This window comes from Streptomyces pyxinae (genome assembly GCF_024756275.1).
Lineage (GTDB): Bacteria > Actinomycetota > Actinomycetes > Streptomycetales > Streptomycetaceae > Streptomyces > Streptomyces pyxinae.
Genome location: NZ_JANUGQ010000047.1, coordinates 1 through 22,373 on the forward strand (window position 1 = coordinate 1; position 22,373 = coordinate 22,373).

Consider the following 22,373-nt stretch of genomic DNA (forward strand, 5'->3'; position numbering starts at 1 on the left):
GCCGTTCCCCGCGGCGCCCGTTCATGGGGGGGGCCGGTCCCCGCGGGCGCCCCGCCTTGGGGGGGGGGGCGCCGGGGGGGGGCGGGGGGGCGCCTCCCGCCGGTCGAGACCGAAGCTGGTGAAGGCGGTCCGGCCCGGCAGGGGATACGGCTCCGTGCCGGTGAGCGCGTTGAGGATGGTGGCGCTCCGCCAGGCGGCGAGGCCCAGATCGGGCGCGCCCACGCCATGGGTGTGGGTCTCGGCGTTCTGCACGAAGACCGAGCCGGTGACGGACGGGTCGAGCACCAGCCGGAAGGCGGCGTCCACCCGGGGCCGCCCGGCGGCGTCCCGGCGCAGATAGGGGTCGATCCCGGCGAGCATCCGCTCCAGCGGGCTCTCCCGGTAGCCGGTGGCCAGGACGACCCCGTCGGTGGTCACCCGCTCCCGGGTGCCCTGCCGCCGGTGCTCCAGGTGCAGTTCGATCCGGGTGGTGGCCAGCCGGCCGGCGGTCCGGACGTGGACGCCCGGGGTGAGCACCGCGTCCGGCCAGCCGCCGTGCAGGCTGCGGCGGTACAGCTCGTCGTGGATGGCGGCGATGGTGCCGGCATCGATGCCCTTGTGCAACTGCCACTGCCGGGGCACCAGTTCGTCCCGGGTTCGCTCGGGCAGGGCGTGGAAGTAGCGGGTGTAGTCGGGGGTGAAGTGCTCCAGGCCCAGCTTGGAGTACTCCATGGGCGAGAACGCCTCGGTCCGGGTCACCCAGCGCAGCCCCTCCGCGCCCTCCGGGCGGGCGCGCAGCAGATCGAGGAAGACCTCGGCGCCGGACTGGCCCGAGCCCACGACGGTGACATGCGCTGCGGCGAGCAGCCGGTCCCGGTAGGCCAGGTAGTCGGAGGAGTGCAGCACCGGCACCCCGGGCGCCTCCGTCAGCGGGCGCAGCGGCTCGGGGACGAACGGCTCGGTGCCGACGCCCAGCACCACGTTCCGGGTGTGGACGCGGCCCAGCGCCAGGGCCTCGCCCGCCTCGTCCAGCCGGGTGTAGTCGACCTCGAAGAGATCCCGCTCCGGGTTCCAGCGGACCGCGTCCACCTGGTGGCCGAAGTGCAGCCCGGGCACCCGGTGGCTGACCCAGCGGCAGTAGGCGTCGTACTCGGCGCGGTGGATGTGGAACCGCTCCGCGAAGTAGAAGGGGTAGAGCCGCTCCCGGTCGCGGAGGTAGTTGAGGAACGTCCACGGACTGGCCGGGTCGGCGAGGGTCACCAGGTCAGCGAGGAACGGCACTTGCAGGGTGGCGCCCTCGATCAGCAGTCCGGAGTGCCAGGCGAAGGCGGGCCGCTGCTCGTAGAAGGCGACCGCCGGCGCCCCGCCGGGGACGCCCCGGGCGAGGGCGGCGAGCGAGAGGTTGAACGGACCGATGCCGATGCCCACGAGGTCCAGCGGGCGGTCGGGCGAATCCTGGGGGGTGCTGCTGCCGGTCGTCCCGGTCATCGGAGGGTGCTGCCTTCCGTGAAGTGCCTCCGCGCCGGTCGCGGGATGGCCTGCCGGTGACAGCGTGTACGGGCAGGAGCGCAATTGGTTCCCATCCGCGCCCAGCAGCACTCGATCGGGGGACACCGGGAGTGCCCCGGCCGGGACCGGGGCAGACTCGCGGCGGCGTCCGCCGACGGGAGGGTCGGCCCTGGTCCCGTCGGCGGAGCGCCATCAGCCACCCGGTCCCCGCCGCCCGCACGGCCCCGGGGCCCGGCGCCCGCCGGGCCACCGGCCCGCGCGGACCCGATCCCCGGAGCCCGGCGGAGGCGCCGCCCGGGCCGGGCCGGGCCGCGGCACCCGGACCCGCGCCTCCCGGAGCCCCGGGCCCGACGGACCGTACGGGAGCCCCGGGCCCCGGCGCGTACCTCGCCGAACCCTCCGGGCACGTACTCGGCAAACCCCCGGGCGCGGACCTCAGCGGGCCCCGGCGGACCTCAGCGGGCCGCGGCCAGGTCCGGCGTCCTTCAGCGGCCGCCCGACCGCACCCGCAGCGCCCGGCGGAGGTCGTCGAGCTGGTCGATCAGCTTGCGGCGCAGCGCGGGCAGCAGCTCCGCCTCCGCCAGGTGCCGTTCGCCCAGCGCCAGCGCATCGGTGTCGACCGCGTGCACCGGGAAGGCGTACCGCCCGGCCGCGTCCGCGATGGCCGCCCCGCGCCGGGCGGCCAGCTCGGTGGCGTCCGGGTAGAAGCGGGGCACGTACTCCCGTACCAGCTCGGCCTGTTCGGGCTGCCAGAAGCCCTGGGCGGTGGCGGTGAACAGGTAGTTGGAGAGGTCCTCGCCGCCGCCGAACAGCCGCTCCCAGGCGGCCTTCTTGGCGGCCGGGTCCGGCAGCGCGGCCCGGCAGCGGGCGGCGCCCTGCTCGCCGGTGGCGCTCGGGTCCCGGGCCAGCTCGGCGGCGATGGTGTCCTCGTCCACCGCGCCCAGCACCGCCAGCCGGGCCAGCACCCGCCAGCGCAGCTCCGGGTCCAGCTCGGGCCCGCCCGGCACCTCGCCCTCGGCCAGCCAGCCCTGGAGGGTGCCGGGCCGGTCGGCGGCGTCGATGAAGTGGCGTACGGCGGTGAGCCGGAGGCCCGGATCGCTGCCGTCCTCGGTGCGGCGGATCAGGTCCCGGGTGAGGTCGGTGAGGAGCGCCAGGGCGGCGGGCCGGTCCGCCGGGGCCAGACAGCGGTCGGCGATCTGGCCGGCGGCGAAGCCCAGCACCCCCTGGACCAGCGCCAGGTCCCGCTCGTGCGGCAGCTGGGCGCGGGCGGCGTCCAGATAGGCGGTGGGGGCGAGTTCGCCGTCCCGGACCATGTCCCGGGCGGCGTTCCAGACGACGGCCCGGGTGATCGGCTCCGGGATGCCGGAGAGGGACCGTACGGCGGTCTCCCAGGACTCGGCGTCCAGCCGGACCTTGGCGTAGGAGTAGTCGCCGTCGTTGAGGACGACCAGCGCGGGCCGGGGCCCGGGCAGCGGCACCCCGCCGGACTCTCCCGGACCGCCCGGCACATCGGTGGTGATCCGCGTCCGCAGCGTCAGCTGCTCGGGGTCGGCCAGGTCGCGGTCGTAGACGCCGACGGCGATCCGGTGCGGCCGGGTGCCGGTCCGCTCCACGGTGAGCGTCCCGGCGGCGGGGTCGTACGCCGGGGCGAGGGTGTCCACGCCGGTGGTGCGCAGCCAGGCGGCGGCCCAGCCGTGCACATCGCGCTCGGTGGCGGAGGCGAGGCTGTCCAGGAAGTCCGCGAGGGTGGCGTTGCCGAACTTGTGGCGGGCGAAGTGGGTGTTGATGCCCGCCAGGAACTCCTTCTCGCCCATCCAGGCGACCAGTTGGCGGAGGGCGGAGGCGCCCTTGGCGTAGGAGATGCCGTCGAAGTTGAGCAGCGCGGCGGCGGTGTCGGGCACCGCCTCCGGGTCGGGGGCGACCGGGTGGGTGGAGGGCCGCTGGTCGGCGTCGTACCCCCACGCCTTGCGGACCACCCCGAAGTCCACCCAGGTGTCCGGGTAGCGGTCGGTGCACTCGTTGATGGTCTGGTAGCCCATGTACTCCGCGAACGACTCGTTGAGCCAGATGTCGTCCCACCACTTCAGGGTGACCAGGTCCCCGAACCACATGTGGGCCATCTCGTGGGCGATCACCATGGCCCGGGTCTGGCGCTCGGTGACGGTGACGGCCGAGCGGTAGACGAACTCGTCGCGGAAGGTGACCAGTCCGGGGTTCTCCATCGCGCCCGCGTTGAACTCCGGTACGAACGCCTGGTCGTAGGAGTCGAAGGGGTACGGCTCGCTGAACTTCTCGTGGTAGCGGTCGAAACAGCGCCGGGTGACGTCGAGGATCTCCTCGGCGTCCGCGTCCAGGTACGGGGCGAGGGAGCGGCGGCAGTGGATGCCGAACGGCAGCCCGGCGTGCTCGGTGCGCACCGAGTGCCAGGGACCGGCGGCGACGGCGACCAGATAGGTGGAGATGGGCGGGGTGGGGGCCGCCGTCCAGCGGCCGTCCGCGCCCCGCTCGGTGATGCCGTTGGCCAGCACCGTCCAGCCCTCGGGCGCGGTCACGGTCAGCTCGAAGACCGACTTGAGGTCCGGCTGGTCGAAGGCGGCGAAGAGCCGCTGGACGTCCTCCATGAACAGCTGGGAGTAGACGTAGGTCTCGCCGTCGGTGGGGTCGGTGAAGCGGTGCATGCCCTCGCCGGTGCGGGAGTAGCGCATGACCGCCTCCACCCGCAGCTCATGGGCGCCCTCGGTGAGGCGGAGGGCGAGCCGGTTGTCCACCAGCAGCCCGGGGTCCAGGGGCTCCCCGTCCAGTGTGACGGCGCGCAGCTCGGCGGGCTTCAGCTCGACGAAGGTGTCCCCGGCGGCCCGGGCGGTGAAGTGGATGAGGGTGGTGGAGCCGAAGGTCTCGTGGCCGGTCGTCAGGTCCAGCTCGACCTGGTAGCGGTCGGCCTGGAGCAGCGCCGCTCGGGCCACCGCTTCGTCACGTGTCAGTACGGGCATGCGCACATGCTGCCCGATCGCCCGCCGCCTGGGCAGGGGTGTTCGCCGGGGGCTCAGGCCGCACCACGGCGGCGCGGGCGGCTCGCGGACCGGGGCACGGGGCGGTCCCGGTCGTCCCAGCCGTCCCGGTCGTCCCGGTCGCCCCGGCGGCCCCGGATCCCGCCCGTCCCGGATGCCGGTGGTCCCGTCGGTCCCGGATCCTGTCGATCCCGGTTGTACCGGTCGTCCCGGCGGCCCCCCGGCGGATCCCAGTGGTCCCGGCCGATCCCGTCGGACCCGGATCCCGTCGGTCCCGGTCGTCCCGGTCGGCCCGTCGGTCCCGGTCGTACCAGTCGTCCCGGCGGCTCCCCGGCGGGTCCCGCTGGTCCCGGCGGCTCAGGGCTCCCGGGGGTCCTCGGGTCCGGACCCGGGGCCGCCGCCGGCCAGGGTCTCGTGGCCGCCGCCGGCCAGGGTCTCGTGGGCGCCGCCGGCCAGGGTCTCGTGGGCGCCGCCGGCCAGGGTCTCGTGGTGGCGGATGACCTCGGCGATGACGAAGTTCAGCAGCTTCTCCGCGAACGCCGGGTCCAGCCGGGCGCTCTCCGCGAGCCGGCGGAGCCGGGCGATCTGCCGGGCCTCCCGGTCCGGGTCGGCGGGCGGCAGTTGATGGCGGGCCTTGAGCAGCCCGACCTGCTGGGTGCACTTGAAGCGCTCGGCCAGCATGTGCACCACGGCCGCGTCGATGTTGTCGATGGACTCGCGGAGCCGGTTCAGCTCCGCCCGCGCGTCCTCGCCACCGGCCGGCGCCCCGGCACCGGCGGCGGAGGCGGCACCGGCCGTACCGGTCGCGTCGGCCGGGTCGTCAGGGGTGAGGGGGGTGGGGCCGGGGGTCTCGCTGGTGCTCATGGGGAGCGAGCTTAGAGGCCGGGCCCGGTGGGGATGGTCGGCGGGTGGGCCGGGTCGGGGACCGAGGTGCTCCAGCCGCCGGGGACGGTACGGCTCTGCCGGGCGCGGAAGCGGACCGGCGGGACGCCGACCCGGCGGGTGAAGAGCCGGGAGAAGTAGGCCGGGTCCTCGTAGCCGACCCGGCGCGCCACCGCCGCCACCGGCAGATCGGTGCCGGCCAGCAGTTCCTTGGCCCGGCCCAGCCGGATGGCGAGCAGATACTCCTTGGGGCCGCATCCGGCGCCGCGCCGTACCACGGTACGCAGCTCCGCCGGGGTCAGCCCGTGCCGGGCGGCGTGCTCGGCCACCGAGAGGGGTCCGCAGGCGTCCCGGGTCAGCGCGGCCAGCACCGGGTCCCCCTCCGGGGTGATGTCGGCCCGGGCCCGGCGCAGGGCGACCAGCAGTTCGTGGACGGCGGCGGCGGTCTCCACCACCAGCAGCGGGTTGCCGCGCCGGGCGGCCCGGGTGATCCGGCCCACGGCGCCCCGGGCCCCGGAGGCGTCGGCCAGCGGCACCACCGGGCGCTCCGGGTCGATGTAGCCGAGTTCGGTGTAGGCGGCGGTGGCCGGCCCGGTGAAGTCGACGAAGCTCTCGTCCCAGCCGGTGGCCGGATCCGGCCCGTAGTGGTGCGGCACCCCCGGGGTCAGCCAGATCACGGCGGGCGCGGTGACCGTGGTCCGGCGCCCGTCGGCGGACCGGTACCAGCCGCCGCCCGCGCTGATCACCACGGCCACATGGTGGTCCAGGGTGCGCGGGCCGACGGTCGGCAGGGTGCCGTGCTGGAGGCCGACACCCAGACACACCAGACCGAGCCGGAGATGCTGAGGGCCGGGTGTGAAGTAGCGCATCCAGGTGTGGTACATCGCCCGTCCTCCGCTCCGGCACCCGGCGGGGCCGGTCCACGGGCGGGAACGGCCGCCCCGGGGCGTCCAATCAGCGCCGATCTTTGTCCATGGACCGCCCGTCCGCCAGAGGGTGAGGGTGGGCGGCCGGTACGGCGACGGGGAACACACCGGGAAGCACGGAAGGGGTGGTGGCCAAGTGGCCGGTCACACGGCGGGGCGGCACACGGGAACGGGTGGCGGCGGGGCGCGATTCACCGTGGGCGAGCGGGACTTCCTGCTGGACGGGCGGCCGTTGCGGCTGCTCTCCGGGGCGCTGCACTACTTCCGGGTGCACGAGGAGCAGTGGGGCCACCGGCTGGCGACGCTCCGGGCGATGGGCCTCAACTGCGTGGAGACGTACGTCCCCTGGAACCTCCACGAGCCGGAACCCGGTCACTACCGGGACGCCGGCCGGCTGGGCCGGTTCCTGGACGCGGCCCGGGCGGCCGGGCTGTGGGCGATCGTGCGCCCGGGGCCGTACATCTGCGCCGAGTGGGAGAACGGCGGGCTGCCGCACTGGCTGACCGGCCCGCTCGGCTCCCGGGTGCGCACCGGCGACCCGGAGTTCCTGGCCCAGGTGGAGCGCTGGTTCGGGGAGTTGCTGCCCCAGGTGGTGAGCCGCCAGGTGGACCGGGGCGGCCCGGTGGTGCTGGTGCAGGTGGAGAACGAGTACGGCAGTTACGGCTCCGACACCGGCTATCCGCGGCACCTGGCGGATCTGCTGACGGGCCTCGGGGTGACCGTACCGCTCTTCACCTCGGACGGCCCCGAGGACCACATGCTCACCGGCGGCTCCGTCCCGGGGGTGCTCGCCACCGTCAACTTCGGCTCCGGCGCCCGGGAGGCGTTCGCGGCGCTCCGCCGCCACCGGCCGTCCGGCCCGCTGATGTGCATGGAGTTCTGGTGCGGCTGGTTCGCGCACTGGGGCGAGGAGCCGGTGCGGCGCGATCCGGCGGAGGCGGCGGAGGCGCTGGCCGAGATCCTGGAGTGCGGGGCCTCGGTCAATGTCTATCTGGCGCACGGCGGCACGAACGTCGCCGGCTGGGCGGGGGCCAACCGGGCGGGCGAGCTGCACGACGGGGCGCTCCAGCCGACCGTGACCTCCTACGACTACGACGCCCCGGTGGACGAGACCGGGCGGCCGACCGCCAAGTTCTGGGCGTTCCGGGCGGTGCTGGAGCGGTACGCCGACGGGCCGCTGCCCGGGGTGCCCGAGCCGCCCGCCCGGCTGGCCGCGCCCGCCGGGGCCGCCGCCCGGGAGTGGGCGCCGCTGGACGCGGTGCTGGCGGCGCTGGGCGACGAGGAGCGGACCGGCCCGGTGCCGCCGTCCTTCGAGGAGCTGGGCGTGGACCGGGGGCTGGTGTGGTACCGGCTGGCGGTGCCCGGGCCCCGGCGGCCGTACCCGCTCTCGGCGCCCGGGCTGCGGGACCGGGCGGTGGTGTACGTGGACGGGGCCCGGGCCGGGGTGCTGGACGGCGACCACCCGGTGCTGCCGGAGCCGGTGCCGGGGCCGGCCGTGGTGGAGCTGTGGGTGGAGTCGCTGGGCCGGGTCAACTACGGTCCCCGGCTGGGCGAGCCCAAGGGCCTGACCGGCGGGGTGCGCCATGAGCGGCAGTATCTGCACGGGGTCCGGGCGCGCGGACTGCGGCTGGACGCCTTCGAGGCGGAGGCGGTGGCGAAGGTGCCGTTCACGCCGGTCGGTGCCGGAACCGGCGACGGGGCCGGCGACGGGGCCGGCGACGGGCCGGGGAGCCATGGCACCGGTACGGGCGGGGATCCGGGCGGCCCTGGCGCCGGTACGAGCGCCGGTCCCGGCGGGCGGCCTCCCGGGCTCTACCGGGCGGTGGTGCCGGTGGCCGGGGCCGGGGACGCGGCGCTGGAGCTGCCCGGCTGGACCCGGGGCTTCGTCTGGGTGAACGGCTGGTGCCTCGGCCGGTACTGGTCGGCCGGGCCGCAGCGCTCGCTGTACGTGCCCGGCCCGGTGCTGCGGGAGGGCGCCAACGAGGCGTGGGTGCTGGAGCTGGAGGGCGCCCCGGACGCGGCGGACGGGCCCCGGGTGGTGCTGCTGCCCTGACCCCGGGCCGGGCGCAGCCCGTACACCCCATGTACAGACCGGGACAGGCCGGGGCAGACCGGGGCGGGGAGGAGCAGGAGGGGCGGGCCGCGACGGCCCGCCCCTCCCCTTCACTCATCGCCGCTGTTCACCGCCGGGCGGTGCTACAGCTTGGCCGCCGCGGACGCGATCGCGGAGGCGAAGGTGGACACCTCGGTGTAAACACCGGGGTAGTTGGGCCGCGCGCAGCCCTCGCCCCAGCTGACGATGCCGACCTGGATCCAGGCGCCGTTGTTGTCCTTGCGGAACATCGGGCCGCCGGAGTCGCCCTGGCAGGTGTCGACGCCGCCCTGGGTGTAGCCGGCGCAGATCTCCTCGGCGGGCACCAGGCTGCTGCCGTACGCCTGCTTGCAGACGGCGTCCGAGACGAACGGCACCTGGGCCTTGCGCAGGTACCGCTGCTGGCCGCCGCCCTCGCTGGCCGCGCCCCAGCCGGCGACGGTGAACGTGCCGCTGTTGTACGCGGTGGAGGTGGCGATCGGCAGGGTGGGCTGGTTGATCGGCTTGGCGAGCTTGATCAGCGCCCAGTCCTTGCCCTGGCCGTTGTAGCCCGGGGCCTGGAGGACCTTGGTGGACTTGACCTTGACGGCGCCGGAGCTCTGGAGGTCCACCACCCCGGCGGTGGCGGTGATGCTGGTGTTGTTGCCGGAGCCGTCCACACAGTGCGCGGCGGTCAGCACGATCTGCTGGGTGTAGAGCGCGCCGCCACAGCCCATGGAGAGCCGGACCATCCACGGGAACTCGCCCTGGGAGGCGAGGGTCCCGCCGACGACGGGCGGCGGGGCGGCGGAGGCGGAGGTGGGCTGGAGGCTGACCGCGGCGAGCACCACGGCACCGGCAGCGGCACATCTCTTGAGCGTACGAATGATGTTCAAGACTCTGCCTTTCGTGGGGGGTTGAGCTTTCTCGCACACGACGGAGTCCCTGCCACGGCAGCTCAGTGACATGGGCCCGTCAAGGCGTGAACGGGATTATCCGGAGACCGTCACGACCGCCACAAGGGGCACGTTTCAGCCATCCGCCCCGGGAGCCCCGGGCGGCGGCAGCGGACCCGCCGCGCTCGTAGAGTGGGGAACGGCCGGAATCGTTCCCGCGAGCCCCGGGGGTACGGAACATGTCCAGCGACAGCGCGGTCGTCCACGGCTTCCCGCACCTCGACACGGTGCGACGGGCCGTCACGGCGCTGTACCGGCGGCTCGCGCCGGGCGGACTCGGCGCGTACGCCACGAGTGTGGCCCCGGCCGACGTGGCCTTCGCGGACGCCGACGACCTCCACCTGGGCGCCCAGCGGGTGGCCACCGCGCTCGTCCGCCAGCTCCGGCTGCCGGACGCCCGGATGATCGTGAGCTTCCGGGAGATGGAGCACGCCGCCGGGGTGGAGCTGACGGCGGGTCCGGAGTACTTCATCGAGCTCAACGATCGTTTCCGGACACACCGCCGGGACATCGGGGCGGCGCTCGCCCATGAGATCACCCATGTACTGCTGCACCGGCTCGGACTGAGCTTTCCCGGCAACCGGGACAATGAGATCCTCACGGACACGGCGACAACGTATCTCGGGGCGGGGTGGCTTCTGCTGGACGCCTACCGCGAGGACGGCGTGTCGAGCCAGAAGCTGGGCTATCTGACGCCGGAGGAGTTCGGCTATGTCCTCGCCGGGCGCTCCCGGGTCTTCGACGAGGACCCGTCGCCCTGGTTCACCAGTCCGCAGGCATACGAGGCCTACCGCCGGGGCCGGGACCGGTCCCTGGCCGACGCCCGCCGGCCGCCGCTGACCGCCGCCGGGTGGACCGGCCGGCACGGGTACGCCCGGGACCGCCGGCACGCCCGCGAGCAGCGGCCGGTGAGCCGGGAGGCGTACGCCTTCGAGGGCGGCGGCGACGAGCTGCGGGTCTGCTTCCCCTGCCCGGTCTGCCACCAGCGGGTCCGGGTGCCGGTGCGCGGCCGGGTCCGGGTCCGGTGCGGGCTCTGCCGGGCGGTGCTGGAGTGCGACACCTGACCCGCTCCCGGCGGCGGGCGGGCGGCCGACCTGTCGCCCGTCCGCTGTCCGGATTCCACCGCGGCCGGGCGGCGGGACGGAAAAGACTTTGCGGCCGAACGGCCGTACGGGTCAGGGTCTGCCCATGAGGAACCAGCCGCCACCGGCCCCGAACGACGGCGACAGCGGCGGTGCCGGCCCCGGGCCGGCGCCGCCGGAGCGCGCGCTGATCGAGGCGGTGTACGAGGACGACGCCGCGACCGTGGAGCGCCTGCTCGCGGCCGGCGCCGGCGGGCCCGCCGAGGCCACCGACGAGGAGGGGCAGACCGCCCTCTATCTGGCGGCGGTGAGCGGCCGGGTCGAGATCCTGGGGCCGCTGCTGGCCGCCGGGGCCGACCCGGGCCGGCTCAGCGGGGTCCACGGCGACCTGCCGCTCTGCGGCGCGGCCTGCAACGGCCACACCGAGACGGTCCTGGCCCTGCTGGCGGCCGGCGCCGATCCCGACCAGCGGGAGGCGTTCGGGTACACCCCGCTGGCCTGGGCGGTACGGCGGGGCGGCCCCGCGACCGTACGGGCCCTGCTCGCGGGCGGCGCCGACCCGGCGGTGCGCGGCCCGCAGGACGACCTGCCGCTGGTCACCGCCGCCCGGGAGGGCTCGCTGCCGGTGGTGCGGGCGCTGCTGGCGCACGGCGCGCCCGGCCGGGCGGAGGCGCTGGCCGAGGCCCGGGAGTGGCTGGGGAAGGACGTGGCGCGAATGCTGCGGGACGAGCTGGTGGAGGCATACGGGCCGGGCGCCGAAACCGTCACCGAGCGGGTGCCCGAGGAGGACGGCGGCACGGTGGTGGTGACGCTGCTGCGGGACGGGGTGCCGGCCGCCGGGAACTCCCGGGGGACGGATCACGCCGAGATCGTCGCGCTGCTGGCCGCCGCCGCTCCGGACGCGGCCCGGCACTCCGGCTGACGGCCGGGGCCGCGCGCCCATCAGACGCCGCCGTCCGTGGCGTACGGGAACGGGGGTTCCGTACGACAGGGGCGGCGGGGCCCGGTCCGCCTCCACCGAACCCCGGTGCGGGCGGACCGGAGGCCGTCCACCGCCGGTCACCGGCGGCGGGACTCAGGCTCCCGGCGGCCGGCCACCGGGCCACCGGCGGGCCGTCTTCAAGGCCCGGGCCACCGGCCATCGGCCAGCCTTCCGGCGGCGGGACGGGCACCGGCCACCAGGTTGAGCCTCCCTGCGGCGGGCCAGCCACCGGGCCACCGGGCCCCGGCCCCACCGGACACGCGCGCCCGCGATGCGGCGGTCGCGCACGTCACCCGTCACCCGTCACCAGCGGGCCCGGCCCACCGGACACCGGAGGACCACCGGGGCCCGGGCACCGGGCCACCGGCGGCCGCCTCCAGGGCCCGGGCCACCGGGCAGCCTTCCGGCGGCGGGCCAGCCACCGGGTCACCGGGGCCCGGCCCCACCGGACACGCGCGCCCGCGATGCGGCGGTCGCGCACGTCACCCGTCACCAGCGGGCCCGGCCCACCGGACGCCGGAGGATCACCGGGGCCCGGGCACCCGGCGGCCCGGTGACTCGGGCGGGAACTAACGCTCGCCGGCCGGCTGGCGGCCGGCGCCCGAACGCCCGCCGCCCGAGCGGCCGGTCCCGGCGCCCCGGCCACGGCCCCGGCCGCCGCCGGACGAACCCGAACCGGCGCCCCGGCCGCGCCCGCCGGCCACCGAACCGGAGGCCGAACCGCTCGCGCCGGACGCCGAACCGGCCGATCCGCCGGGCGTGCCGCTGCCCCGGCCGCCGCTCCGGGCGGCAGCGCCCTCGCCGGTGCCGCGGCCTCCGCCCCGGCTGCCGCGCCGCCGGGTGGACCGGCCGCTCGACGGGGTGGCCGGGGTCGGCTGCGGGGCCGGCAGCACCACCGGCACACCGGAGGGCTCCCGGGCGCCGGTGATCCGGGACAGCTCCTCGTCGGAGGAGCGCACCCGGGCGGTGCGCGGGGAGATGCCCGCGTGCGACATCAGCCGGTCCATGTCCCGCTTCTGCTCGGGCAGCACCAGGGTGACCACGCTGCCGGACTCCCCCGCCCGGGCGGTGCGGCCGCCCCGGTGCAGATAGTCCTTGTGGTCCATCGGCGGATCGACGTTCACCACCAGGTCGAGATCGTCCACGTGGATGCCGCGCGCCGCCACGTTGGTGGCGACCAGCGCGGTGACCACCCCGGTCTTGAACTGGTCCAGGGTCCGGTTCCGCTGCGGCTGGGAGCGCCCGCCGTGCAGTCCGGCCGCCGGGACGCCGTTGGCCAGCAGCCGCTTGACCATCCGGTCCACCGAGCGCTTGGTGTCCAGGAAGAGGATCACCCGCCCGTCGCGGGCCGCGATCCGCAGGGCGACGGCCTTCTTGTCGGTCTCGTCGGCCACGTGCAGCAGGTGGTGCTCCATGGTGACGACGGCACCCGCCGAGGGGTCCACCGAGTGCACCACCGGGTCGGTCAGGAAGTCCCGGACCAGCCGGTCGATGTTCTTGTCCAGGGTGGCCGAGAACAGCAGCCGCTGGCCGCCCGGCTGGACCTGCCGGAGCAGCCCGGTGACCTGGGGCAGGAAGCCCATGTCGGCCATCTGGTCGGCCTCGTCCAGCACGGTGACCGCCACCTGGTCCAGCCGGCAGTCGCCGCGCTCGATCAGGTCCTTCAGCCGCCCGGGGGTGGCCACCAGCACCTCGGCGCCGCGGCGCAGCGAAGCCGCCTGCCGGCCGATCGACATGCCGCCGACCACGGTGGCGATCCGCAGCCGGACCGCACCCGCGTACGGGGTGAGGGCGTCCGTCACCTGCTGGGCCAGCTCACGGGTGGGCACCAGCACCAGGGCGAGCGGGGCGCCCGGCTCGGCCCTGCGGCCGGCGGTGCGGCCCAGCAGGGCGAGGCCGAAGGCCAGGGTCTTGCCGGAGCCGGTCCGTCCGCGTCCCAGCACGTCCCGGCCGGCCAGCGAGTTGGGCAGGGTGGCCGCCTGGATCGGGAACGGCTCGGTGACGCCCTGTTCGGTGAGGGTGCGGAGCAGGTCGGCGGGCAGCTCCAGCTCGTCGAAGGCGGCGACCGCGGGCAGCGCCGGGGTGCCGGTCTCCGGCATGGTGAACTCGCGGGGCGGCGGGGGCGCGGTGGGGCCGCGCCGCCCGGCGTTACGGCCGCCGGCGGGCTTCCTGGCACCTCCGCCGCCCGACGCGGCGGGGCGCCGGCGGGTGGTGGAACGGTCGGGGCGGGTCGTCATGTGATGCCTTCCTGGCCTGAGCACAGCGCGAGCCGGGACCCGCACCGGTGCGGTGCGGGTCCCGGCTGCGCGAGAACGCGTCCGTGGGTCAGGCCGGGAGGATGTTCTCCGCCTGCGGGCCCTTCTGGCCCTGGGTGACGTCGAAGGTCACCTTCTGGCCCTCCTGGAGCTCACGGAAGCCCGAGGTGGCGATGTTGGAGTAGTGGGCGAAGACGTCGGCGCCGCCGCCGTCCTGCTCAATGAAGCCGAAGCCCTTTTCCGAGTTGAACCACTTCACGGTGCCAGTAGCCATGTGTCTCTCCTGAATGGTGTCGAGGCCCCATCCGGAGATGCCGGTAAAACAATAAAAGCGCCTGCGGAGCATCCCGGCAGGCGCGCATAAAGTTCATGGGTACCAAAACTGCAACCCCCACACCGTAGCACGTCCGGAGCGCGGCGCCGAAGATACCGCGGCGCCTGCCGTCCGGTCGGGGACAGGGCAGGCGCCGCGCTCAGTTCCGTACGCCGTTGTACGGGACAGCTGTGGCCGGCCGTGCGGGACGGCCGGGGTCGCCGGGCGTGCGGGGCCGTCGGGCCCCGGGCCACGCGCGGCCGGGCGGGCCGGACGAACCGGCCGGGGCCCGACCGTACAAGACGGCCGGAACCGGACACTACACCGGGTCGGGCACCCATCCCCCATCGGGCCGTCCCAACGCCTCCGCCGACCCGGCGAAGACGGGCCCGTCACCCGGACGGGAACGGGCGCTCGGACCGGGCGGGGGCCCGTCCCCCGCCCGGTGACCGCGTGCCGGGGTGGGCGCGGGCGGCCCCACCGGCCCGGCCGGCCCTACGGCAACAGGCCCGCCGGCCCGGGCGCGGACAGGCGCGAACGGAGCCGGGCCCATGGGTGAGCGGACCACCGTCACCGGCCCGGGAGGGACGGGTGCGAACAGGCCCGCCGGCCCCGGCGGGGACCCTTCCGCCCGGCCCCCGCCCGGCCCCGGCCGGAGACGCGGGCTCAGACCGCCAGCGCCCGGTCGGTGGGGCGGATCGGGGCGGGGAGGTCGCTGGCGCCGGTGAGGTAGCGGTCCACGCCCCGGGCGGCCGAGCGGCCCTCGGCGATGGCCCAGACGATCAGCGACTGGCCGCGCCCGGCGTCACCGGCGACGAAGACCCCGTCCACATTGGTGGCGAAGTCGGCGTCCCGGGCGATGTTGCCGCGCTCGTCCAGCTCCAGCCCGAACTGCCCGACCAGGCCGTTGGACTGGTCGGTGCCGGTGAAGCCCATGGCCAGGGTGACCAGTTGGGCCGGGATCCGGCGCTCGGTGCCCGGCTTCTGCTCCAGCTTGCCGTCCTTGAACTCCACCTCCACCAGGTGCAGCGCCTGGACGTTGCCGTCCTCGTCGCCCTCGAAGTGGGTGGTGGACACCGAGTAGACCCGCTCGCCGCCCTCCTCGTGGGCGGAGGTGACCTTGTAGAGCATCGGGAAGGTCGGCCAGGGCTGGCCCGCGTTCCGCTCCTCGCCCGGCCGGGGCATGATCTCCAGCTGGGTGACCGAGGCGGCGCCCTGCCGGTGGGCGGTGCCCACGCAGTCCGCGCCGGTGTCACCGCCGCCGATGACCACCACGTGCTTGCCCTCGGCGGTGATCGGCGGGGCCACGAAGTCGCCCTCCTGGACCTTGTTGGAGAGCGGCAGGTACTCCATGGCGAAGTGGATGCCGTTCAGCTCCCGGCCCGGGGCCGGCAGGTCGCGGGAGACGGTGGCGCCGGCGGCGACGACCACGGCGTCGTACCGGCGGCGCAGCGTCGCCGCGTCGATGTCCCGGCCGATCTCCACCTCGGTGCGGAACTTGGTGCCCTCCGCGCGCATCTGCTCGATGCGCCGGTTGATGTGCACCTTCTCCATCTTGAACTCGGGGATGCCGTACCGCAGCAGCCCGCCGATCCGGTCGGCCCGCTCGAAGACCGCCACGGTGTGCCCGGCCCGGGTGAGCTGCTGGGCGGCGGCGAGCCCGGCGGGGCCGGAGCCGATGACGGCGACGGTCTTGCCGGAGAGCCGCTCGGGCGGCTGCGGGGTGACGTCCCCGGAGTCCCACGCCTTGTCGATGATCGAGACCTCGACGTTCTTGATGGTCACCGGCGGCTGGTTGATGCCCAGCACACACGCCGACTCGCAGGGCGCGGGGCAGAGCCGGCCGGTGAACTCCGGGAAGTTGTTGGTGGCGTGCAGCCGCTCGGCGGCGGCGGCCCAGTCCTCCCGGTAGGCGTAGTCGTTCCACTCGGGGATGAGGTTTCCGAGCGGGCAGCCGTTGTGGCAGAACGGGATGCCGCAGTCCATGCAGCGGCCGGCCTGCTTGCTGATGATCGGCAGCAGCGAGCCGCGGACGTAGACCTCGTTCCAGTCCTTGACCCGCTCCTCGACGGGGCGGGTCCGCGCGACCTCGCGGCCGGTGGTCAGGAAGCCCTTGGGGTCAGCCATTGGTCGCCGCCTCCATCATCTTCTCGGTGGTCTCCCGCTCGGAGAGACCGGCGAGCTCAGCGGCGTCCTTGGCGGCGAGCACGGCCTTGTACGTGGTGGGGATGATCTTGCTGAACCGGGCGGCGGCGGCCGGCCAGTCGGCCAGCAGCTTCGCCGCGACGGTGGAGCCGGTCTCCTCCTGGTGGCGGCGCACCACGTCGTGCAGCCAGGTGGTGTCGGCCTCGTCCAGCTCTTCGACGGAGCCGAGGTTGCCGGGGTTGACCTGGTCGCGGTCCAGGTCGACGACGTACGCGATGCCGCCGGACATGCCGGCCGCGAAGTTGCGGCCGGTCTCGCCGAGGACCACCGCCCGGCCGCCGGTCATGTACTCGCAGCCGTGGTCACCGACGCCCTCGGAGACCACCAGGGCACCGGAGTTGCGGACGCAGAACCGTTCTCCGGTACGGCCGCGCAGGAACAGTTCACCGCCCGTCGCCCCGTACGCGATGGTGTTGCCCGCGATGGTGGAGTACTCGGCCAGGTGGTCGGCGCCCCGGTCCGGGCGGACCACGATCCGGCCGCCGGAGAGGCCCTTGCCCACGTAGTCGTTGGCGTCGCCCTCCAGCCGGAGGGTGACGCCGCGCGGCACGAAGGCGCCGAAGGACTGGCCGGCCGAGCCGGTGAAGGTGATGTCGACGGTGTCGTCCGGCAGCCCGGCGCCGCCGAACTTCCTGGTCACCTCGTGGCCGAGCATGGTGCCGACGGTGCGGTTGATGTTGCGGATGGCGACCTGGGCGCGGACCGGCTGGGCCTCCTCGGCGGTGGCGGCGCCCAGCGCGTCGGCGGCGAGCCGGATCAGCTCGTTGTCGAGCGCCTTCTCCAGCCCGTGGTCCTGCTCGACCAGCTGGTGGCGGACGGCGCCGTCCGGCAGCTCGGGCACATGGAACAGCGGTGCCAGGTCGAGTCCTTGGGCCTTCCAGTGGCGCACCGCGCGTCCGGTGTCCAGCAGTTCGGCGTGGCCGACGGCCTCCTGGAGCGTACGGAAGCCGAGTTCGGCCAGGAGTTCGCGCACCTCCTCCGCGATGTACTGGAAGAAGTTGACGACGTACTCCGCCTTGCCCGAGTACCGCTCGCGCAGCACCGGGTTCTGGGTGGCGATGCCGACCGGGCAGGTGTCCAGGTGGCAGACGCGCATCATCACGCAGCCGGAGACCACCAGCGGGGCGGTGGCGAAGCCGAACTCCTCGGCGCCGAGCAGCGCGGCGATCACCACATCCCGGCCGGTCTTGAGCTGGCCGTCGGTCTGCACCACGATCCGGTCGCGCAGCCCGTTGAGCAGCAGGGTCTGCTGGGTCTCCGCGAGGCCCAGCTCCCAGGGGCCGCCCGCGTGCTTCAGCGAGGTGAGCGGGGAGGCGCCGGTGCCGCCGTCGTGGCCGGAGATGAGCACCACGTCGGCATGGGCCTTGGAGACGCCCGCCGCGACCGTGCCGACGCCGACCTCGGAGACCAGCTTCACATGGACGCGGGCCCTCGGGTTGGCGTTCTTGAGGTCGTGGATCAGCTGGGCCAGGTCCTCGATGGAGTAGATGTCGTGGTGCGGCGGCGGGGAGATCAGGCCGACGCCCGGCGTGGAGTGCCGGGTCTTCGCGACCCAGGGGTACACCTTGTGGCCGGGCAGCTGGCCGCCCTCGCCGGGCTTGGCGCCCTGGGCCATCTTGATCTGGATGTCGTCCGCGTTGACCAGGTACTCGCTGGTGACGCCGAACCGGCCGGAGGCCACCTGCTTGATGCTGGAGCGCCGGGCGGGGTCGTACAGCCGCTCCGGGTCCTCGCCGCCCTCGCCGGTGTTGGACTTGCCGCCGAGCTGGTTCATGGCGACGGCCAGGGTCTCGTGCGCCTCCTGCGAGATGGAGCCGTACGACATGGCGCCGGTGGAGAACCGCCTGACGATCTCGGAGACCGGCTCGACCTCGTCCAGCGGGATGGGCTCCCGGCCGGAGGCGAAGGTGAACAGGCCGCGGAGCGTCATCAGCCGCTCGGACTGCTCGTTGACCCGGTCGGTGTACTTCTTGAAGATGTCGTACCGCTTGGACCGGGTGGCGTGCTGGAGCCGGAAGACGGTCTCCGGGTCGAAGAGGTGCGGCTCGCCCTCGCGCCGCCACTGGTACTCGCCGCCGATCTCCAGCGCGCGGTGCGCGGAGGGGATGCCGGTGGCCGGGTACGCCTTGGCGTGCCGGGCCGCGACCTCCCGGGCGACGACGTCAAGACCGGCGCCGCCGATCTTGGTGGCGGTGCCGTTGAAGTAGGTGTCGACGAACTCCTGGTCCAGGCCGACCGCCTCGAAGACCTGGGCGCCCCGGTAGGAGGCGACGGTCGAGATGCCCATCTTGGACATGACCTTGAGGACGCCCTTGCCGAGCGCGTGGATCAGGTTGCGGATGGCTGTGTCGGTGTCCAGGCCGTCGATGAAGGTGCCGGCCCGGGTCAGGTCCTCCACGGACTCCATGGCGAGGTACGGGTTGACGGCGGCGGCGCCGTAGCCGATGAGCAGCGCCACATGGTGCACCTCGCGCACGTCCCCGGCCTCGACCAGCAGCCCGACCTGGGTGCGCTGCTTGGTGCGGATGAGGTGGTGGTGGACGGCGGCGGTGAGCAGCAGCGAGGGGATCGGGGCGTGCTCGGCGTCGGAGTGCCGGTCGGAGAGGACGATCAGCCGGGCGCCGCCCTCGATCGCGGTGTCGGCCTCGGCGCAGATCTTGTCGATCCGGGCGGCGAGCGCGTCCCCGCCGCCGGAGACCCGGTAGAGCCCGGAGAGGGTGACGGCCTTCATCCCGGGCATGTCGCCGTCGGCGTTGATGTGGATGAGCTTGGCCAGCTCGTCGTTGTCGATCACCGGGAAGGGCAGGGTGACACTGCGGCAGGTGGCCGCGGTCGGCTCCAGGATGTTGCCCTGGGGGCCCAGCGAGGAGCGCAGCGAGGTGACCAGCTCCTCGCGGATGGCGTCCAGCGGCGGGTTGGTGACCTGCGCGAACAGCTGGGTGAAGTAGTCGAAGAGCAGCCGGGGCCGCTCGGAGATGGCCGCGATGGGCGAGTCGGTGCCCATGGAGCCCAGCGGCTCGCCGCCGGTGCGGGCCATCGGCGCCAGGATGATCCGCAGCTCCTCCTCGGTGTAGCCGAAGGTCTGCTGGCGGCGGGTGACCGAGGCGTGGGTGTGCACGATGTGCTCGCGCTCGGGCAGGTCCTCCAGCTCGATGATCCCGGAGTCCAGCCACTCCTGGTACGGCTGCTCGGCGGCGAGGCCGGCCTTGATCTCGTCGTCCTCGACGATCCGGTGCTCGGCGGTGTCCACCAGGAACATCCGGCCGGGCTGGAGCCGGCCCTTGCGGACCACCCTCGCCGGGTCGATGTCCAGCACGCCGACCTCGGAGGAGAGCACCACCAGACCCTCGTCGGTGACCCAGTAGCGGCCGGGGCGCAGCCCGTTGCGGTCGAGCACGGCGCCGACCTGGACGCCGTCGGTGAAGGTGACGCAGGCGGGGCCGTCCCAGGGCTCCATCATCGTGGAGTGGTACTGGTAGAAGGCGCGCCGGGCCGGGTCCATGGAGGCGTGGTTCTCCCAGGCCTCCGGGACCATCATCAGCACGCTGTGCGGCAGCGAGCGGCCGCCGAGGTGGAGCAGCTCCAGCACCTCGTCGAAGGAGGCGGAGTCGGAGGCGTCCGGGGTGCAGACCGGGAAGATCCGGTCCAGATTCCCGGTGCTTCCGGTGTCGTCGGTGTTCGCAGCGTTCGCAGTGTTCGAGGCGGTCGCGGCGGCCTCGGTGGTTCCGGCGGCCCCGGCCTTCCCGGCGGTCGCGCCGCCGCCGAAGACGTCGGAGGCGAGCTGGGACTCGCGGGCCCGCATCCAGTTGCGGTTGCCCTTGACGGTGTTGATCTCGCCGTTGTGCGCGACGAACCGGTACGGGTGGGCCAGCGGCCAGCTCGGGAAGGTGTTGGTGGAGAACCGGGAGTGCACCAGCGCCACGGCGGTGGCCAGCCGGCGGTCGGAGAGGTCCGGGAAGAACGGCTCCAGCTGCCCGGTGGTGAGCATGCCCTTGTAGACGATCGTCCGGGCGGAGAGCGACGGGAAGTAGACCCCGGCCTCGCGCTCGGCGCGCTTGCGCAGCACGAACGCCTTGCGGTCCAGCGCGATACCGGTGCTGGTGCCGTCCGCGACGAAGAGCTGGCGGAAGACCGGCATGGTGGAGCGGGCGGTGGCGCCGAGCAGTCCGGGGGCGACCGGGACCTCGCGCCAGCCGAGGACGGTCAGCCCCTCCTCACCGGCGATCGTCCCGATGCGTGAGACGGCGTCGTCCGTGCCCTCCTCGGGAAGGAAGGCGATGCCGACGGCATACGCGCCGGGCTCCGGCAGCTCGAAGCCGGCCGTCTCGCGCAGAAAGGCGTCCGGCACCTGGAGCAGAATGCCGGCGCCGTCGCCCGAGTCGGGCTCGGAGCCGGTGGCGCCCCGGTGCTCCAGGTTGCGCAGTACGGTCAGCGCCTGCTGCGCCAGCTCGTGGCTGGGCACTCCGGTGAGGGTGGCGACGAAGCCGACACCGCAGGCGTCGTGCTCGTTGCGCGGGTCGTACATACCCTGCGGGGCGGGGCGACCGTCCATGGGCGACCAGGCGTCGGAACGCATCGGCTCTCCAGTCGTCGTCGTGGCTGGGGCCCCGGATGCTGTCCGGGGCGGCAGTCCGAAGGGACGACTCTGGCCCTCCGCAGAAAATTTGGTGCAGGTTACATGATGGACATCTTCTCGAAAAGTGGAAGATGCATCCCAACATGCGGACACACACATGGCGATCATGGCGGTCGGTCGATACGTACCGGGCGTACTGACTCTTCAGGGGGCGGACCGGGACCCGCCGGATTCGGGGCGGATCCTCCGGAGTCGTCCGGGGTCTCCGGGGTCCGGGGGCGCGGGCCTCATTGCCCACGGGCTAACGGCTCATGCCCCCGCACGGAGGGTCCGAAACCGTCGTGTTACAAGATCGCGCATCTCGCGGCGCGTATGTCCATGCCTCGCGCCGCATAGTGTGACACCAGCCTGGCCGGTTCTGCTACTGGACGTTCCTCACACAGACCACGGTACGGCGAAGTCCCCCCGGCCACCCGCCGGGAGGACTTCGCCGGGCGCCGTCCCGCACCGCTTTTCCCTCGGACTCCCCTTCGGCCGTTCCTTCGACCTCTCCTTCGGTACGGCTCCGCCGCAGCGCCTACACCGCCGCGCCGAACAGCGCGCCCAGCCCGTAGGTCACGGCCGCCGCCGCGCCGCCGAGCACCAGCTGCCGCAGCCCGCTGTACCACCAGCCGCGCGCCGTCACCCGGGCCACCACCGCGCCGCAGGCGAACAGCCCGAGCAGGGCCAGCAGCACGGCCGGCCAGAGCGCGGTGGCGCCGAGCAGATAGGGCAGCAGCGGGAGCAGCGCGCCCAGCGCGAAGGAGCCGAAGGACGAGACGGCGGCCACCGTCGGGGACGGCAGGTCGTCCGGGTCGATGCCCAGCTCCTCCCGGGCGTGGATCTCCAGCGCCTGCTCCGGGTCGCGGGAGAGCTGCATCGCCACCTCCCGGGCCAGCGCCGGTTCCACGCCCCGGGCCACATAGAGCGCGGCCAGCTCCTCCATCTCGTCCACCGGGTGCTTGCGCAGCTCCCGGCGCTCCACGTCCAGCTCGGCCTCGACCAGCTCCCGCTGGGAGGCGACCGAGGTGTACTCCCCCGCCGCCATCGAGAAGGCGCCGGCCGCCAGCCCGGCGAGGCCGGTGATGACGATGGTCTGCTGCGAGACCGCGCCGCCGGCCACTCCGGTCATCAGCGCGAGGTTGGAGACCAGGCCGTCCATCGCGCCGAACACGGCGGGCCGCAGCCAGCCACCGTTGACATCGCGGTGGGTGTGGTTGTCGCGATGCGCCTCGTGCAGCGTCGCCTCGGTCTCGATGATGGACACGTCTCTCCCTTGCGTGCACAGCGGGTCCGGGCCGGTCCCGCTCCCCCCTTGACGATCTCGAACGTACTCGCGATGTAAGGGTCGCGCCAGGAAGGCAGGCTTTACTTACCCAGGTCAGAGCGGGTGCGTCAGGGGTGCGTCGCAAGGCGCCAAGGGCACACGGAAGCGGCGGTGGCCGCCGGGGTCACGAAACCTCCGCCGCCCCCGCCGCCCCGGTCTGGCCCCTCCCCGGGCCGGGGAGGCACCGCCCGCCCCGGGGGGAAAGGCGGTGGGGGGGGAGAAGGGGGTGGGTAGGGGGGAGAGGGTTGGTGTGGGCGTGGCGC

General features: G+C 74.4%; 13 protein-coding genes. 3 read left to right on the forward strand and 10 right to left on the reverse strand.

Annotated elements, in window-relative coordinates; all coding sequences use genetic code 11:
* Positions 1 to 21: 21 nt before the first annotated feature.
* The 4 genes from NX801_RS30105 to NX801_RS30120 form a co-directional block, all read right to left on the reverse strand.
* Complete coding sequence (locus NX801_RS30105) at positions 22 to 1,467, reverse strand: lysine N(6)-hydroxylase/L-ornithine N(5)-oxygenase family protein (protein WP_258791140.1); 1,446 nt, start codon at positions 1,465 to 1,467, stop codon at positions 22 to 24.
* A gap of 506 nt (positions 1,468 to 1,973) precedes the next feature.
* Positions 1,974 to 4,478 (reverse strand): aminopeptidase N, encoded by a 2,505-nt coding sequence (pepN, locus tag NX801_RS30110; protein ID WP_258791141.1) that lies wholly within the window; start codon positions 4,476 to 4,478, stop codon positions 1,974 to 1,976.
* 375 nt (positions 4,479 to 4,853) lie between these two features.
* Complete coding sequence (locus NX801_RS30115) at positions 4,854 to 5,360, reverse strand: chorismate mutase (protein ID WP_428986272.1); 507 nt, start codon at positions 5,358 to 5,360, stop codon at positions 4,854 to 4,856.
* 11 nt (positions 5,361 to 5,371) lie between these two features.
* On the reverse strand, positions 5,372 to 6,262 hold the full coding sequence (locus tag NX801_RS30120) for a helix-turn-helix domain-containing protein (protein WP_258791142.1): 891 nt from the start codon (positions 6,260 to 6,262) through the stop codon (positions 5,372 to 5,374).
* A 178-nt stretch (positions 6,263 to 6,440) separates the two neighbouring features.
* On the opposite strand from NX801_RS30120, the gene NX801_RS30125 reads away from it, so the two are divergent.
* The gene (locus tag NX801_RS30125; protein ID WP_258791143.1) at positions 6,441 to 8,357 is read left to right on the forward strand and encodes a glycoside hydrolase family 35 protein; all 1,917 of its coding nucleotides are present in this window, start codon (positions 6,441 to 6,443) and stop codon (positions 8,355 to 8,357) included.
* 143 nt (positions 8,358 to 8,500) lie between these two features.
* Here the strand turns inward: NX801_RS30125 and NX801_RS30130 are convergent, their stop codons facing one another.
* Positions 8,501 to 9,271 (reverse strand): S1 family peptidase, encoded by a 771-nt coding sequence (locus tag NX801_RS30130; protein ID WP_258791144.1) that lies wholly within the window; start codon positions 9,269 to 9,271, stop codon positions 8,501 to 8,503.
* Positions 9,272 to 9,510: 239 nt separating this feature from the next.
* Between NX801_RS30130 and NX801_RS30135 the strand changes: the two genes are divergently transcribed.
* A complete protein-coding gene (locus tag NX801_RS30135; RefSeq protein WP_258791145.1) occupies positions 9,511 to 10,395 on the forward strand; it encodes a hypothetical protein in 885 nt (294 codons plus the stop codon).
* 124 nt (positions 10,396 to 10,519) lie between these two features.
* Positions 10,520 to 11,335 (forward strand): ankyrin repeat domain-containing protein, encoded by an 816-nt coding sequence (locus tag NX801_RS30140; protein WP_258791146.1) that lies wholly within the window; start codon positions 10,520 to 10,522, stop codon positions 11,333 to 11,335.
* Positions 11,336 to 11,964: 629 nt separating this feature from the next.
* Here the strand turns inward: NX801_RS30140 and NX801_RS30145 are convergent.
* The 5 genes from NX801_RS30145 to NX801_RS30165 form a co-directional block, all read right to left on the reverse strand.
* On the reverse strand, positions 11,965 to 13,632 hold the full coding sequence (locus tag NX801_RS30145) for a DEAD/DEAH box helicase (RefSeq protein ID WP_258791147.1): 1,668 nt from the start codon (positions 13,630 to 13,632) through the stop codon (positions 11,965 to 11,967).
* A gap of 88 nt (positions 13,633 to 13,720) precedes the next feature.
* The gene (locus NX801_RS30150) at positions 13,721 to 13,924 is read right to left on the reverse strand and encodes a cold-shock protein (RefSeq protein WP_005318814.1); all 204 of its coding nucleotides are present in this window, start codon (positions 13,922 to 13,924) and stop codon (positions 13,721 to 13,723) included.
* A gap of 705 nt (positions 13,925 to 14,629) precedes the next feature.
* Entirely contained in the window at positions 14,630 to 16,090 is a 1,461-nt protein-coding gene (locus NX801_RS30155; protein WP_258791148.1) for a glutamate synthase subunit beta, read from the reverse strand.
* On the reverse strand, positions 16,083 to 20,744 hold the full coding sequence (gene gltB / locus NX801_RS30160; protein ID WP_258791149.1) for a glutamate synthase large subunit: 4,662 nt from the start codon (positions 20,742 to 20,744) through the stop codon (positions 16,083 to 16,085). Before gltB ends, NX801_RS30155 begins: the two co-directional genes overlap by 8 nt.
* Positions 20,745 to 21,321: 577 nt before the next feature.
* Positions 21,322 to 22,050 carry a VIT1/CCC1 transporter family protein gene (locus NX801_RS30165; RefSeq protein ID WP_258791150.1) on the reverse strand — a complete coding sequence of 243 codons (729 nt, stop codon included), beginning with the start codon at positions 22,048 to 22,050 and terminating at the stop codon, positions 21,322 to 21,324.
* Positions 22,051 to 22,373: the final 323 nt, after the last annotated feature.

What these genes read in the sequence shown, in the direction of transcription:
- pepN (WP_258791141.1), bottom strand. Translation starts at nt 4,478, where the DNA reads ATGCCCGTACTGACACGTGACGAAGCGGTGGCCCGAGCGGCGCTGCTC.
- NX801_RS30140 (WP_258791146.1), top strand. Translation starts at nt 10,520, where the DNA reads ATGAGGAACCAGCCGCCACCGGCCCCGAACGACGGCGACAGCGGCGGT.
- NX801_RS30150 (WP_005318814.1), bottom strand. Translation starts at nt 13,924, where the DNA reads ATGGCTACTGGCACCGTGAAGTGGTTCAACTCGGAAAAGGGCTTCGGC.
- NX801_RS30120 (WP_258791142.1), bottom strand. Translation starts at nt 6,262, where the DNA reads ATGTACCACACCTGGATGCGCTACTTCACACCCGGCCCTCAGCATCTC.
- NX801_RS30135 (WP_258791145.1), top strand. Translation starts at nt 9,511, where the DNA reads ATGTCCAGCGACAGCGCGGTCGTCCACGGCTTCCCGCACCTCGACACG.
- gltB (WP_258791149.1), bottom strand. Translation starts at nt 20,744, where the DNA reads ATGCGTTCCGACGCCTGGTCGCCCATGGACGGTCGCCCCGCCCCGCAG.
- NX801_RS30115 (WP_428986272.1), bottom strand. Translation starts at nt 5,360, where the DNA reads ATGAGCACCAGCGAGACCCCCGGCCCCACCCCCCTCACCCCTGACGAC.
- NX801_RS30105 (WP_258791140.1), bottom strand. Translation starts at nt 1,467, where the DNA reads ATGACCGGGACGACCGGCAGCAGCACCCCCCAGGATTCGCCCGACCGC.
- NX801_RS30155 (WP_258791148.1), bottom strand. Translation starts at nt 16,090, where the DNA reads ATGGCTGACCCCAAGGGCTTCCTGACCACCGGCCGCGAGGTCGCGCGG.
- NX801_RS30145 (WP_258791147.1), bottom strand. Translation starts at nt 13,632, where the DNA reads ATGACGACCCGCCCCGACCGTTCCACCACCCGCCGGCGCCCCGCCGCG.